This is a genomic window from Pseudomonas sp. 2,4-D, from assembly GCF_030418155.1.
In the GTDB taxonomy this organism is placed as follows: domain Bacteria; phylum Pseudomonadota; class Gammaproteobacteria; order Pseudomonadales; family Pseudomonadaceae; genus Aquipseudomonas; species Aquipseudomonas alloputida.
Window position 1 is genome coordinate 1 of record NZ_JAUHUI010000013.1, and the last position, 16,722, is coordinate 16,722.

Here is a 16,722-nt window from a genome sequence, read left to right on the forward strand (position 1 = left end):
GGTGACGGACAGTCAGGCCGTGCTGATGGTGCACGACCCCAAGCTTGCCCTCGATGGTTTCGCCGCGTGCCCGGTATTGCCTTTCGATGCTGCCGCCTGGCGACAGTGCCCGACGACGCCGCTGGCCATCGAGGTCTGCGCCGCCCAACCGGCCTATGTCATCTACACTTCCGGCTCCACCGGCCAGCCCAAGGGCGTGGTCGTTGCCCACGGCATGCTGGCCAACTACGTGCAGGGCATCCTGCAGCGCCTGCAGTTGCCAGCCGACGCCAGCATGGCGATGGTCTCGACCGTGGCGGCGGACCTGGGGCACACCGTGCTGTTCGGCGCGCTGGCATCCGGCCGTCTGCTGCACCTGATGTCGCGTGAGCATGCCTTCGATCCGGACGCCTTCGCCAGCTACATGGCGGAGCATCAGGTCGACGTACTGAAGATCGTCCCCAGCCACCTGCAAGCCTTGCTCCAGGCCAGCGATGCGGCCAGCGTGCTGCCGCGCAAGCTGTTGATCGTCGGCGGTGAAGCGAGCCCGGGGTCGCTGGTGGAAAAGGTCCGCCAGCTCAAGCCGCTGTGCCGCATGGTCAACCACTACGGCCCTACCGAAACCACGGTGGGCATTCTCAGCCATGAAGTTGGCGCGAGCGAACCGGACCTGCGCTGCGTGCCGGTCGGGCAACCCTTGGCCAACAGTCATGTGTACCTGCTCGACAGTGGCCTGAACCCGGTGGGCGAGCGGGTTGCCGGTGAACTGTACTTGGGCGGACAGGGGGTTGCTCAAGGCTACCTCGGCCGCCCCGGCATGACCGCCGAGCGCTTTGTGCCGGACCCACACGGCGATGGCAGGCGGGTCTACCGTACCGGCGACCGGGCTCGCTTGGCGCAAGGCCAGGTGGAATTCCTGGGCCGCACCGATGATCAAGTGAAGATCCGTGGTTACCGCGTCGAACCGGGCGAAGTCGGTGAAGTGCTGCGCGGGCTGGAGGGTGTGCTCGAAGGCGTGGTCCTGCCGCTGGCACTGGAGAGTGACCCTGCACGCCTGCAGCTTGTGGGCTATTGCGTGACCGCACCCGACGTGGCGGCCAGCGCATTGCTGACGCAACTGCAGGCCCAGTTGCCGGACTATATGGTGCCGGCCCACCTGGTGTTGCTCGAACAGCTGCCGCTGACCGCGAACGGCAAGCTCGATAAGCGTGCCTTGCCCAAGCCCGAAGTGGCCGGCAAGGCTTACGTAGCCCCAGTAGGTGAGGTCGAGGAAAAGCTGGCGGCGATCTGGGCCGATGTGCTCAAGCTGGAACAGGTCGGTAGCACCGATAACTTCTTCGAGCTCGGTGGCGACTCTATCCTCAGTTTGCAGATCATCGCCCGCGCCAAGCGCCAGGGCATCAAGCTGACCCCCAAGCAACTGTTCGAAAAACAGACCGTCGCGGCCTTGGCCCAGGTGGCCAAGGTCATCCAGGACAAGCCGCAAGCCGCTGTGGTTCAGCCCGAGGCAGACGGCCCGCTGCCGTTGCTGCCGATCCAGGCGCGCTTCTTCGACACCTCCATCGCCCAGCGCCACCACTGGAACCAGTCGGTGCTGCTCAAGCCGCTGCAAACATTGCAGGCGCAGGCATTGGACAAGGCGCTGCTGGCGCTGGTCAATGAACATGAGGCGCTGCGCCTGGCGTTCACTGAGCACGCCGGAAAATGGCATGCTGCACCGCGCACGACACCGGTGCAGGCCCTCCTGCAGATAGTCACTCTGGACAGCCTTGCAGCGCTCGAAACCGCCGCCAACGAGGTGCAGGCCAGCCTTGACCTGGCCCGTGGCGAGCTGTTCAGGGCGACATTGTTCGAACTTGCCGATGGTCAGCAACGGCTGTTGCTGGCGGTGCATCACCTGGTGGTGGATGGGGTGTCTTGGCGCATCCTGTTCGAAGACCTGCAGACGGCCTACCAGCAGGCTAGCCTAGGGCAGGCGGTGAGCCTGCCGTCCAGGTCGGCACCCCTGCGCCAATGGGCGCGACAGCTTGATGACTATGCGCGCAGCGAAAACCTGCAGGCTGAACGTGATTACTGGCTCCAGGCCGCGCATCAGCCCGCGGGCGAGCTGCCTTGCGATAACCCGCAAGGCGAATGCAACCTGCGCCAGGCGGCGCATGCCACCACCCGCCTGGACAAAGCCTTGACCCACAAACTGCTCAAGGTCGCGCCAGCGGCGTATCGCACCCAGGTCAACGACCTGCTGTTGACGGCGTTGGCCCGCGCCTTGTGTGACTGGAGCGGCCAACCGTCGGTGAGTATCCAGCTCGAAGGCCACGGCCGCGAGGACCTGTTCGACGACCTCGACCTGAGCCGCACCGTTGGCTGGTTCACCAGTCTGTTCCCGGTGCAACTGGCACCGCTGCCAAGCGTGGCGGCCAGCATCAAACACATCAAGCAGCAGTTGGCCGAGGTCCCGGCCAAAGGTATCGGTTACGGCGTGCTGCGTTACCTGGGCGAAGCCGCGTTCGCCCAGCGCCTGGCTGCGTTGCCGCAGCCACGGGTGACCTTCAACTACCTCGGCCAGTTCGATGGCAGCTTCAGCGAGCAGGGCGGTGCGCTGTTCGTGCCCGCCAACGAGAGTGCCGGCCGTAGCCAAGGCGAGGATTCGCCGTTGGGTAACTGGTTGAGCATCAATGGCCAAGTGTACGACGGTGAGCTGCGCCTGGACTGGACCTACAGCCGCGACATGTTCCACGAGGCGACCATCGAGCAACTGGCCAGCCGGTATCAGCAGGCGTTGCGCGAGGTCATCGAGCACTGCGTGGAACCTGAGGCGCAAGGCATTACGCCAAGCGACTTCCCACTGGCCGGGCTGAGCCAGGAGCAACTGGATCGCCTGCCGGTGGCCGCGCGCGATATCGAAGACATCTATCCGTTGTCACCGATGCAGGAAGGGCTGCTGATGCACACCCTGCTCGAACCGGGTTCGGGCATCTATCTGATGCAGTATTGCTACCGCGTCGACCACGCCATTGATGTCGGCGCGTTCAGTGAAGCCTGGAAAGCGGTAATTGCGCGTCATGACGTGCTGCGCACCTCGTTCTGCTGGGACCTGGGTGAGCGCATGGTGCAGATCGTCCATCGCCGCACCGAGCCGGCGTTGCGCCTGCTGGACTGGCGTCACCTGGCTGATGATCAGTACGAACAGGCCCTGCAGGCCGAACTGGAAGCGGAGCTGCGCCAGGGCTTCGATATGGCCAAGGAAGTGCCGTTCCGCCTGCGCCTGATCCTGCTGGACGCCGACCAGTTCGGCTTCGTCTTCAGCAACCACCATGTGCTGCTCGATGCCTGGTGTCGGATGGGCGTGGTTGATGAGTTCTTCAAGGTCTACCAGAGCCTGACCACCGGTGTGCCGGTACAACTACCGACGCCGCCGCGCTACCGCGACTTCATCGCCTTGCTGCAGCGTTGGGACCGTGAGGCCTCGCGTGGTTTCTGGCGCAATGAGCTGCAAGGTTTCGAGCGGCCGACCGCGCTGCCGTTCGACCGCAGCGCCAGCGCCGAGCACAACCGTGCAGCAGTGGCCGATGAGCTGGTGTACCTGACCCGCGAGCAAAGCGCGCAGGTGGCGCAGCGCGCCCAGGCGGCACAGTTGACGGTCAACACCCTGGTGCAAGGCGCTTGGGCACTTCTACTGCAACGCTACAGCGGCGAGCGCGACGTGGTGTTCGGGGTGACCGTGGCTGGTCGGCCGGTGGAGTTCCCCGAGATGCAGGCCACCGTCGGGCTGTTCATCAACAGCATCCCGCTGCGGGTCCGGTTGCCGGGCGCCGAAGCCGGCGTCACGGCCAAGGCGTGGCTCAAGTCACTGCTCGACCACAACCTCAACCTGCGCGAGCACGAGCACTTGCCTTTGGTGGATATCCAGGCGTGTAGCGAGGTCGGTAGCGGTCAGGCCCTGTTCGACAGCCTGTTCGTGTTCGAGAACGCGCCCGTGGAGTCCAGCGTTGGCGCCCAGGCTTCGACGATGAAGGTCAAGGCCGGGAGTTCGCGCACGCACACCAACTACCCGATCACCGTGGTGGTGTACCCGGGTGAAGTGCTGGGCCTGCACCTGTCGTATGACCAACGCCTGTTCGACAGCGCGACCATCAGCGCGCTGCTGGCTGACTTCCAGGCTTTGCTGCTGACCTTGAGCGAGCAGCTGGACGCGGACTTCCATGCTGTGGCCGCCGCCCTTCCTGGCAGCGCCCCGGAGGTGCCGACAGCGCTGCCCGAGGCCTACGAGCAGGGCTATGCGCGGCTGTTCGACGCGACTGTGCAGCGTGCCGGGCAACTGCCTGCGGCCGCTTGCCAGGGGCGTGAATGGAGCTACGCCGAGCTCGATCAACGAGCGCGACGCCTGGCGGGTGTACTGCAGGGCAATGGTGTGAGCGTCGACCACCTGGTCGCTGTGCTCGGTGAGCGCGACCTGTCGTTGCTGGGCATGGTGGTCGGGGTGTTCCAGGCGGGTGCCGGTTATCTCTCGCTGGATCCGTCCTTGCCGGTGGCGCGATTGGCCGATGTGCTGCGCTTGAGCCAGGCGCGGGTGCTGGTGTGCGACGAGCATTGCCTGGGCTTGGCCCAAGCGATGCTCGAAGGCCTCAAAGCGCCGCCGACCCTGTTGGTCTGGGAGCAGGTGCAGGCACACGCCGCGCCGGCACAGATGCTGCACCTGCCAATCAATGCCGCCAAGCTGCTGGCCTACGTGATCTTCACTTCCGGTTCGACCGGTGTGCCTAAAGGCGTCATGGTCGAACAGGCCGGCATGCTCAACAACCAGCTGAGCAAGCTACCGTACTTGGGCCTGCGGGGCAGCGACGTGATCGCCCAGACGGCCTCGCAGAGCTTTGATATCAGCGTCTGGCAATTGCTGACGGCGGCCCTGTGTGGTTGCCGCGTGGAAATCTTCCCCGACGCCGTGGCGCAGGATCCGCAGGCGCTGCTGCAACAGGTCGAGGCCACGGGCGTGACCATCCTCGAATGTGTACCGGCGATGATCCAGGCCATGCTGGAACTGCCAGCCCGGCGATTGCCACGCCTGCGTTACCTGCTCACCACCGGCGAAGCCATGTCACCGGCACTGGCCCGCCGCTGGCGCGAGCGCTACCCGCAGGTTGAACTGGTCAACGCCTACGGCCCGGCGGAGTGTTCCGACGACGTGGCGCTGTACCGGGTGCGTGATGACGCACGCTCAGTGCACCTGCCGATCGGTACCGCGACCGAGCACAACCGCCTGCATGTGCTCAACGACCTGCTCGAACCGATGCCGGCCCGGGCCACCGGCGAGTTGCATGTGGCCGGCGTAGGTGTCGGGCGCGGTTACCTTGGGGATCCGGTGCGCACGGCATTGAGCTTTGTCCCCGATCCGTTCGCCAGCCGCCCGGGTGAGCGCCTGTACCGCAGTGGCGACTTGGCGCACGTGTGCGCCGATGGGCAGACCCTGGAGTATGTGGGGCGCGCCGACTTCCAGGTGAAGATCCGCGGCTACCGCATAGAACTGGGCGAAATCGAATCGCGCCTGCTGGCCCATGAAGGCGTGCACAGCGCCGTGGTGGTGGATGCGCAGGTGGCCGGTGGCAAGCAGTTGGTGGCCTATTGGGTCGCCCGCGATGCCTCGGTCGCCGCAGCCGAGATGCGCAGCGTGCTGGCCGACTATCTGCGTGCCAGCCTTCCGGGCTACATGGTGCCGGCACTGTGGGTGAGGCTCGACAGCCTGCCGCTGACTGCCAATGGCAAGCTCGACCGCAAAGCACTACCGGCACCGGACGCGAGCACCGCTCAGCAGCGCTACCAGGCACCGGAAACGTCGTTGCAGCAGCAATTGGCGCAGGTCTGGAGCGACGTGCTGGGCGTCGAGCGCATCAGTCTGGGCGATGACTTCTTCGAGCTGGGTGGGCACTCGCTGCTGGTGGTGCAGGTGGTGGCGCGGGTGGGCCGCGAACTGGGCATCGAAGTCAGCCTGCGATCGTTGTTCGAGCACCCGACCCTGGGAGCGTTCAGCGAGGCCGTCGCAGCGTTGCAAGGGCAGGGCGCGTCGATTCAGGACGAGTTGGCTAAATCCTTGGCCGCCTTGAAACGTCTTACTGCAGAGGAGATCGACGAGTTGACCCAGTAGCGCTCTGCGGGCCCGGCATGACCGGGCCCGGCTCGTCAACTTCAGTACACCCAGAGCCGGCAGCCGTCCGGCTCTTTCATTTGTTCGGCAGCATCATGAGCCTGTCGCGGGCTGGCACGTTCCGCAGGCAAAGACCGGTGCCCTGGTAGGAGATGTTCAAGTGCAAGCATTGCTCGATTCCGTGGAGTCACTGTCGTCCCGGGAGCGCAAGGCCCTGGCCGCCTTGCTCAAGCAGCAGGGTGTCAACTTCTACGGGGTGACGCGCATCTTCGCCCGCGACCCGGCCGACCCGACCCCGGTGTCCTACGCCCAGGAGCGGCAGTGGTTTCTCTGGCAGTTGGACCCCGCCAGCGGTGCCTACAACATCGGTGCGGCGCTGCAGCTGCAGGGGCGGCTGGATATCGAGGCCTTGCGCGGTGCCTGCCAGGCGCTGATGCAGCGCCACGAAGTGCTGCGTACCACGTTGCGCCAAGACAGCGACCGCGTGGTGCAGATCATCCACCCGCAGATGCCGTTCGAGTTGCTCATAGAGCCGCTCAGCGGCATGAGCGCGACCAGCGACGCCTTGCGCGAGCACGTCGAGGCGTGCATCGCCAAACCGTTCGATCTTGAACAGGGGCCGCTTTTGCGGCTGAACCTGCTGCCGCTTGGCGAAGACGACCACGTGCTGGTGTTGACCGTGCACCATATTGCCGCTGACGGCTGGTCGATGCCGATCTTGATCAACGATTTGGTACAGTACTACGAAAGCCTCAGCCAGGGGCAGGCACCGAATCTGCCGGCCCTGCCGGTGCAATACGCCGACTATGCCATCTGGCAGCGCAACTGGATGGAAGCGGGTGAGCAGGCGCGGCAGCTGGCTTACTGGAAGGACACCCTCGGCGGGGAGCAACCGGTGCTCAGCCTGCCGACCAATCGCCCCCGGCCGGTGGCGCCCAGCGGGCGCGGTGCGCGGGTGGGCATCGAGATCGATGCCGTGTTGCTGCATTCGCTCAAGGCGTTGGCCAATGCCCAGGGTGTTACCTTGTTCATGCTGTTGCTGGCATCGTTCCAGACCTTGCTGCACCGCTACAGCGGCCAACCCCAGGTGCGCGTGGGCGTACCGATCGCCAACCGTAACCGCAGTGAAGTGCAAGGTTTGATCGGTTTCTTCGTCAACACCCAGGTACTCAAGGCCGACTTCGCGCTGCACAGCCGCTTCATCGATGTGCTGCAACAGGTCAAGGAAACCGCGTTGCAGGCCCAGGCGCACCAGGACTTACCGTTCGAACAGCTGGTGGAGGCGCTGCAACCGGAGCGCAGCATGAGCCACAGTCCGCTGTTCCAGGTGATGTTCAACCACCAGGCGCAAGCTGCCAACAACGCCCATGCCCAGCTCAGTGGCTTGCAGGTGCGTGGGCTGGAGTGGGACAGCCGCACCACTCAGTTCGACCTGACTTTGGACACCCGTGAGCACGCCGATGGACTGTTCGCGTCATTGACCTATGCCACTGACCTCTTCGATGTCTCGCGCATCGAACAGATGGCGCGGCACTGGCGTAACCTGCTGATTCAGGCCTGCCAGGACCCGCGCAAGCGTGTGCTTGAGCTGGCGTTGCTGGAGCACGACGAGCGCGAGCGCATTCTCGGCCAGTGGAATCAGACGCAGATGGCCTATCCCACCAAGCTCGGCGTCTATCGCCTGTTCGAACAGCAGGTGTGTCGCACGCCCGATGCCGTGGCGCTGCGTTTTGGTGAGCAGACCTTGAGCTACACCGAACTCAACCGCCAGGCCAACCAGTTGGCCCACGCCCTGCGCGAGCGTGGCGTCGGCCCTGAAGTGCTGGTGGGTGTGGCGATGCCGCGCGGGCCGCGCATGCTGGTGGGCCTGCTGGCGATCTTCAAGGCAGGGGGCGCTTACGTGCCGCTCGACCCGGACTACCCGGCCGAGCGCCTGGCCTACATGATCGAGGACAGCGGCCTGGCGTTGCTGCTGACCGAGCAGGCTGTGCTGGAGAGGCTGCAGGTGCCGGCCACGGTCGCCAGCCTGTGCCTGGACACTGATACCGCGTGCTACGCCTCGGCTGCCGCAGAAGACTTGCCGCTTGACGTCGATGCCGATCATCCCGCCTATGTCATCTACACCTCAGGTTCCACCGGCAGGCCCAAAGGCGTCACGGTGCGCCACGGTGCCCTGGTCAACTTCCTCACCAGCATGGCCGGCCAACCGGGTATCGCGGCCAGCGACCGGGTACTGGCGCTGACCTCTCTGTCCTTCGATATCGCCGGCCTGGAGCTGTACCTTCCGTTGCTGCATGGGGCCAGCGTGGTGCTGCTGGCCGACCAGCAGAACAAAGACCCCTTCGCCTTGCTGCGGGTGATCGAGCAACAGGCGGTGAGCGTGATCCAGGCGACACCCTCGACCTGGCGCATGCTGCTGGACAATGCCCCGCCCCAGGCCCTGCGTGGCAAGCGGGTGATCAGCGGCGGCGAGGCCTTGAGCAGCGAGCTGGCCCAGCGCCTGATCGACCAGGCAGGGCATGTTTGGAACCTCTACGGACCGACCGAAACCACCATCTGGTCGGGTATCGAAAAGGTCACCGACAGCCGCCAGGTGTGGTTGGGCAAGCCGATCGGCAATACCACTTTCCACGTCCTCGACGCCCAGTTCGACGCGGTGCCGGTGGGCGTGAGCGGCGAACTGTTCATTGGCGGCGATGGCCTGGCGCGCGGTTACCTGAAGCGCCCAGGGCTGACCGCCGAGCGCTTCATCCCCAACCCGCACGGCCACGGCCGGCTGTATCGCACCGGCGACCTGGTGCGATACCGCGACGATGGCGTGCTGGAGTACATGGGGCGCATCGACCACCAGTTGAAGATTCGCGGTTTCCGCATCGAGTTGGGCGAGATCGAGGCCAGCCTGCAGGGCTTCGGTGCGGTGCGCGAAGTGGCCGTGATCGACGTCGACGGGCCGCTGGGCAAGCAGCTGGCAGGCTATATCGTGCCGTACGATGCCAGCCTGCTGCAGGCTGATGCTGAGGTTCAGGAAACCCTGCGCCAGGCACTCAAGGCCCACGCATTGAAGTCGATGCCGGACTACATGGTGCCGACCCACCTGGTGTTCATTCCACGCATGCCGCTGACCCCCAACGGCAAGCTCGACCGCAAGGCGCTGCCGGCGCCTGACCTTGCCGCCGCCCAGCGCCAGTACCAGGCGCCGAGCAGCCCGCTGCAGCAAGCGCTGGCGGCGATCTGGGCCGATGTGCTGAAGGTCGGGCAGGTTGGCTTGAGCGACAGCTTCTTCGAACTGGGTGGCCATTCCTTGCTGGCGTCGCAGATGATAAGCCGCGTGCGCCAGCAACTGGCGCTGGAAGTGCCGCTGCGCAGTGTCTTCGAGGCCCAGGACCTGGCGGGGTTCGCCGAGCGGGTGGCGGCTGCCACGACGGGTGCGCAGCTGCCGGCCATCGCTGTGGTGCCACGGGGAGAGCCCCTGGCGCTGTCGTATGCCCAGCAACGTCAATGGGTACTGTGGCAACTGGAGCCGCACAGCGCCGCCTACAACATCGCGTCGGCCCTGCACTTGCGCGGGTCGCTGGATGTGGCGGCGCTCAAGCAGGCCTTCCAGGCCTTGGTGGCACGCCACGAAAGCCTGCGCACCACCTTCGTCCAGGTCGACGGCGAAGCGCGCCAGGTGATTCACGCCCCCGAGGCGCAGGGTGCATGCCTGCGCCAGGCGGATGTTGATGCTGTCGAATTGCAGGCCACGGTCGAGCAGTTGGCCCGTGAACCCTTCGACCTGGTCAACGGCCCACTGATACGCGTTGACCTTTTGCGCCTTGAGGCCCAGGCGCATGTACTGGTGATGAACCTGCACCACATCATCACCGATGGCTGGTCGATGGCGGTGCTGGTCAACGAGCTCGTGGCGCTGTACCAGGGCTATCGTCATGGGCAGGCCGTCGAACTGCCCGCGCTGGCGGTGCAATACGCCGACTACGCGGCTTGGCAGCGCCAATGGCTGGAGGCGGGCGAGCAAGCGCGGCAGCTGGCCTACTGGGAAGCACAGTTGGGCGGTGAACAGCCGGTGCTGGAATTGCCGACCGACTACCCGCGCCCGGCGCAGCCAAGCCGCGCTGGCGGCCAGTTGAGCCTGGCGCTGGACGCGCCGCTGGTGCAGGCACTCAGGCGGCAGGCCCAGGCCCAGGGCGTCACCCTGTTCATGTTGCTGCTGGCCAGCTTCCAGACCCTGCTGCATCGTTACTCGACTCAGCCTGACATCCGCGTGGGCGTGCCGGTGGCCAATCGCCCGCGCGGCGAAACCGAAGGGGTGGTGGGTTTCTTCGTCAATACCCAGGTGCACAAGGCCGAGTTTCACCTGCGCCTGCGTTTCGTCGAGCTGCTGCGCCAGGTGCGCCAGACCGCGCTGGATGCCCAGGCCCATCAGGACCTGCCGTTCGAGCAGTTGGTCGCCGCCTTGAAACCGGACCGCAGCCTCAACCAAAACCCGCTGTTCCAGGTGATGTTCAACCACCAGGCCGAGGCCAAAGGCGGGCCACGGGAAGTGCCTGGGCTGCAGATCGAGGCCGTCGACTGGCAGGTGCACAGCACCCAGTTCGACCTGGCGCTGGATACCGCCGAGCGCGCTGACGGCATGACGGCAGCCTTTACCTTCGCCACCGAACTGTACGACCGCCAGACCATCGAGCAAATGGCCCGGCACTGGCGCAATCTGCTCCAGGCCATCAGTCGCGACGCCAACCAAGTGGTCGCGCAACTGCCGATGCTGGATGATCTCGAGCAGCAGTGCATGCTGCATGACTGGAACGCGACCGCAGTAGCCTACCCGCAGGCGCGCCTGGTGCATCAATTGTTCGAGGATCAGGCCCAGCGTCATCCGCAGGCGCCGGCGTTGATTTTCGCCGATGCCACCCTTAGCTACGCCGAACTGGATCAGCGTGCCAACCGCCTGGCGAACAAACTGCGTGAGCAGGGTGTCGGCCCGGAAGTGCTGGTCGGCGTGGCGGTGGAAAGAAGCCTGGAACTGGTGATAGGCCTGATGGCCGTGCTCAAGGCCGGGGGCGCCTATGTGCCGCTGGACCCGGATTACCCGAGCGACCGCCTGGCCTACATGATCGAGGACAGCGGCATCGGCCTGCTGCTCAGCCAACAAGCATTGGCCGAGCGCCTGCCGGTGCCGGCAGCGGTACGTATCCTGTGCCTGGACCAGGGCGCGCAGTGGCTGGCCGGCTATGCGGACACCGCCCCTGAGGTGGACGTTCACCTCGCCAACCTGGCCTATGTGATCTACACCTCCGGTTCCACCGGGCGGCCCAAGGGCGCGGGCAACACCCACGAGGCGCTGCTCAACCGGCTGCAGTGGATGCAAGGCGCCTATGGCCTGGATGCCAGCGACACGGTGCTGCAGAAAACCCCGTTCAGCTTCGATGTGTCGGTGTGGGAGTTCTTCTGGCCGCTGATGACCGGCGCGCGCCTGGCCGTGGCCTTGCCCGGCGATCACCGCGACCCGCAGCGCCTGTGCCAGACCATCATCGACCACCAGGTCAGTACCCTGCACTTCGTGCCTTCGATGCTGCAGGCCTTCATGGCCAGCGCCGAGGTCGAGCAGTGCCGCAGCGTCCGCCGCGTGGTGTGCAGTGGCGAAGCGCTGCCGGCCGTATTGGCCCAACAGTGCCGCGAGCGCCTGCCTCATGCCGGGTTGTACAACCTGTACGGTCCGACCGAGGCCGCCATCGACGTGACCCACTGGACCTGCGGCGACAAGCAGGGCTTCAGCGTGCCGATCGGCCAACCGATCGACAACCTGCGCACGCACATCCTCGAACCCGACCTGCTGCCCGCTGCGCGTGGCGTCAATGGGGAGCTGTACCTGGCCGGCATTGGCCTGGCGCGGGGCTACCACGGTCGCCCGGCACTGACGGCTGAACGCTTCGTGCCCGATCCGTTCGATGAGCAGGGCGGTCGTCTGTACCGCACTGGCGACCTGGCGCGCTATCGCCCGAACGGTGTGATTGACTACGCCGGGCGTATCGACCACCAGGTAAAAATTCGCGGCCTGCGTATCGAGCTGGGTGAGATCGAAGCACGACTGGCCGAGCACGCCCAAGTGCGCGAGGCAGTGGTGCTGGCCCAGGACGGCCCGAGCGGCAAGCAACTGGTGGGCTATGTGGTGCCAATGGCTGCCGAGCAGGCCGAGCCGGGCAGCGAGGCGGGCCAGCAACTGCGTGAGCAACTGGCGCATTTCCTCGGTCAGGGCTTGCCCGATTACATGGTGCCGGCGCACCTGATGCTGCTCGCCAACTTGCCGGTCACCGCCAACGGCAAGTTGGCGCGCAACCTCTTGCCGGCACCGGATTTCAACGCCGCCAGGCAGGTGTATGTCGCTCCGCGCACGGTGCTGGAGCAGCAACTGGCGTCGATCTGGGAGACGGTGCTGAACCTGCCCCAAGTCGGTATGCAGGACAACTTCTTTGCCCTGGGAGGCGATTCGATCATCGCCATCCAGGTGGTCAGCCAGGCCCGGCAACTGGGGCTGGACATTGCCCCGCGCGACCTGTTTCTGTTGCAGACCATTGAGCAGCTGGCGGATCGAGTAGGCCAATGGCAGATCGTCGAGCAGCCGTCGGTTGCCCTGCACAGCCTGACTGAGCAACAGGTGCAGGCATTGCCCCTGGAGCATGCTGGGGTCGATGGCCTTTACAGCCTGTCGCCCATGCAGCAGGGCATGCTGTTCCTGAGCCTCAACGGCCGCCCTGAAGACCAGCTGTACATCAACCAGTTGAGCGTACCGGTACAGGGCCTGGTGGCCGAGCGCCTGCGCCAAGCCTGGGAAACGGTGGTGGCGCGCCACGACGTATTGCGCACCGGCTTCCTCTGGCAAGACCTGGATGAGCCATTGCAGTACGTGATGGGGCAGTTGCCACTGCCATTGCGTGAGCTGGACTGGCGCGGTCGTGGCGATTGCGTGCAGGCGCTGGAGGCGCTGGCCAATGAAGAGCGTGAACGCGGCTTCGACCTGGCCAGGCCGCCGCTGCAGCGCATGCTGCTGGTGCGCCTGGACGATCAGCGCCATCAACTGATCTGGACCTACCACCATATCTTGCTTGATGGCTGGAGTACGTCGCAGTTGATGGGCGAAGTCCTGGCCTGCTATTCGGGGCAGACGCTCGATAGCGTGGTGCCTTACCGCAACTACATCGGCTGGCTGCGCCAGCAGGATCCGCGCCACAGCGAAACGTTCTGGAAGCAGCAGCTGGCCAGCCTGCAAGAGCCGACCTACCTGGCCGATGCCTTCGCCAGTGGCGAGCGCGGCAGTGGCCACCAGGCCCTCTACAGCCGTTTCAGTGTCGCGCAGACCGAGACGTTCAAGGCCTTCGCACAATCCCAGCGCATCACCCTCAACACCTTGGTGCAGGGCGCCTGGTTGTTGCTGCTCAGCCGTTACAGCGGCCAGCGCAGTGTCAGCTTTGGCGCCACGGTGGCGGGGCGCCCGGCCGCCTTGCCGGGTGTGCAGAGCATGCTGGGCCTGTTCATCAACACCCTGCCGGTGATTCATGAGGTCGACCCGCAGGCGCAGGTCGGGCAGTGGCTGCAACAGTTGCAGCGTATCAACCTGGAGCTGCGTGACCACGAGTACACCGCACTGGGCGAAATCCAGCGCTGGGCCGGGCGCAGTGGCCAACCACTGTTCGACAGCATCATCGTGTTCGAGAACCAGCCTCTGGACCGCACCCTGCGCGAGTGGAAGGACGACAGCCTGCAATTCGGCGATGTCGGTGGCTCTGGCCTGACCGACTTCCCGATGGACCTGATGGTCATCGTCGAAGACCAGTTGATCATCGAGTACATGTACCTGCGCCAGTGCTTCAGCGAGGAAGCGGTGGCGGGCATCCGCGCCAACATGGAGGCGCTGCTACAGGCGCTGTCGTTGGACGGCCAGGCGCGCCTGGGCAACCTCGGGCTGCTGCCCGGCGCGCCCCTGCGTGCGCTGACGCCTCCAGCGCAACAGGCGCCGCTGCTGGTCCACGAGCGCATCGCGCAATGGGCGCAGCAGCAAGGTGATGCCGTGGCGGTCAAGGTCGATGGGCAAACCCTGAGCTTCGCCGAACTCGACCGCGCCGCCAATTGCTTGGCACATGCTCTGATTGCCGAAGGCGTGGGTCCTGAAGTGCGGGTGGGCGTCGCCTTGCAACGTACCCCACAGATGATCGTCGCCCTGCTGGCGGTGCTCAAGGCTGGCGCAGCCTATGTGCCGATCGACACGGCGTACCCCGCCGAGCGCCTGAGTTACCTGATGGAAGACTCCGGCGTCGCGCTGCTGGTGTCGCAGACCGCGGCCCTGGCGAGCCTGCCGAAATTGGCCAACGTGCATGCCTTGAACCTGGACAGTTTCGACCCCGCGCAGTGGCCAGGCCATGCGCCCCACGTAACGCTACAGGGTGAGAACCTGGCCTACGTCATCTACACCTCCGGCTCCACCGGCAAGCCCAAAGGCGTGGTGGTCAGCCATGACGCGCTGGCGATGCACTGCCAGGCCATTGGTGAGCGCTATGAGATGACCCCCGACGACTGCGAACTGTTGTTCATGTCGTTTGCCTTTGACGGCGCCCACGAGCGTTGGCTCACCGCATTGACCCACGGCGGCAGTGTGCTGCTGCGCGGCGATGAGCTGTGGACCCCGGAGCAGACCTGCCAGGCACTGCATCGCCATGGCGTGAGCGTCGCAGCGTTCCCGCCGGTGTACTTGCAGCAATTGATCGAGCAGGTGCGCGAGCACGGCAACCCACCGCCGATGCGCATCTATTGCTTCGGCGGTGATGCGGTGCCGCAGGCCAGCTATGAACAGGCGCATGCCTACTTGCAGCCGCAGTACATCATCAATGGCTATGGGCCGACCGAAACCGTGGTTACCCCGATGATCTGGAAAGCCGCGCCACAGCAGCCTTGCGGCGCGGTCTATGCGCCAATAGGTACGTTGGTTGGGCAGCGTAGCGCCTATGTCATGGACGTTGACCTGAACCCACTGCCGCCCGGTGTGGCGGGAGAACTCTACCTGGGCGGTACCGGCGTGGCCCGCGGCTACCTGAACCGCCCGGGGCTGACCGCCGAACGCTTTGTCGCCGACCCAGGCAACCCGGGTGGGCGCCTGTACCGCACCGGTGACCTGGTGCGCCAGCGGGAGGACGGCACCTTCGATTACCTCGGGCGCCTGGACAATCAGGTCAAGGTTCGCGGTTTCCGCATCGAACTGGGCGAAATCGAGGCGCGCCTGGCCGACATGGAGCCGGTACGCCAGGCGGCGGTGGTGGTGCGCGACGGCCCCAGCGGCAAACAGCTGTTCGGCTATGTGACCCTGGCCGAGGGACACGCTCAAGGCATTGCCGAGCAATTGCGCGAACGGCTCAAGCAAGAACTGCCCGAGTACATGGTGCCGGCGCAGCTGATGGTTTTGGAGCGGATGCCGCTTAGCCCCAACGGCAAGCTCGATCGCAACGCGCTGCCTGCGATGCAGACGTTGCGTGAACATGTGGCACCGCGCAACGAACTGGAGCTGGCCATCGCGCGCATCTGGCAGGACGTGCTCAAGGTTGAGCAGGTCGGTATCACCGACAACTTCTTCGAGCTGGGCGGCGATTCGATCCTCAGCATGCAGGTGGTGGCCAAGGCCCGTGGGCTGAAAAAAATCGGCTTTACCCTGCGCCTGCGTGACCTGATCCAGAAGTCGACCATCGCCGAGCTGACCGCCGTGGCGGGCAAGCACAGCCCGCTGTTGTCGCTCAACGCCCCTGTGGCTGGCCAGGCACCGTTGTTCTGCGTGCATGCCGGGTTTGGCACGGTGTTCGATTACGAACCGCTGGCCAGGCGCTTGAATGGACGCTGCCAGGTCATCGGCATCCAGGCCCGGCAGCTGCTCGACGGTGCCTGGCAGGCAGCGTCGCTGCAGAGCATGGCCAGCGACTACGTTGCCTGCCTGCGTGAACAGCAGCCGCATGGCCCGTACCGCTTGCTGGGCTGGTCGCTCGGCGGCACCTTGGCGTCACTGATGGCGGCGGTGCTGGAAGGGCAGGGTGAGCGCGTGGAGTTGCTCGCGCTGCTGGACAGCTTCGTGCCCAGCACGCAAACCCACCTGCAGGTCGATCATTGGCTGGACGATTTGAACGAGCTGTTGCAGGCCACCGTACCCTCGGCGCAGCCCGTGCAGCGTGATGTGGCGCTGCCGGAAGGCGAGGGGAGTGCGCGGGCGCTGATCACGCAGGCACTGGGCAACAGGCAGGGGGCGACGGGGTTGGGCGTCGATGAACTGACCCAGGTGTTCATCACTGCGCGCAGCCTCAAGCGCCTGTCGCGTGAGCTGCACACGTGCCAGTCCGTGCAGGTGGTACCGCACAGTTGGTGGGTAGCGGGCCGTGACGATGAGCGCGAAGCCTTGGCCGCGCAGCTTGGCCAGGCCCTGGACACTGCGCGGCTGTTGGCCTGTGGGCACTTCCAGGTGCCGCATGAGGCCACCCTGCTCGACGACGTACAAGCGCTGCTCGAACCCAACCTCACGCACGCCTGCGTCATTGAACTTTAATGAGCTTTCGGGGCCGCCAGCGCGGCCCCTCTGG

Annotated in this window: 2 protein-coding genes; both read left to right on the forward strand. The window is 65.4% G+C overall.

Translation table 11 applies throughout. The features are described from left to right. Positions 1–25 precede the first annotated feature (25 nt). The gene (locus QYE47_RS11910) at positions 26–6,118 is read left to right on the forward strand and encodes a non-ribosomal peptide synthetase (RefSeq protein ID WP_301158990.1); all 6,093 of its coding nucleotides are present in this window, start codon (positions 26–28) and stop codon (positions 6,116–6,118) included. Between the two features lie 160 nt (positions 6,119–6,278). Then, a complete protein-coding gene (locus QYE47_RS11915; protein ID WP_301158974.1) occupies positions 6,279–16,688 on the forward strand; it encodes a non-ribosomal peptide synthetase in 10,410 nt (3,469 codons plus the stop codon). Positions 16,689–16,722 lie beyond the last annotated feature (34 nt).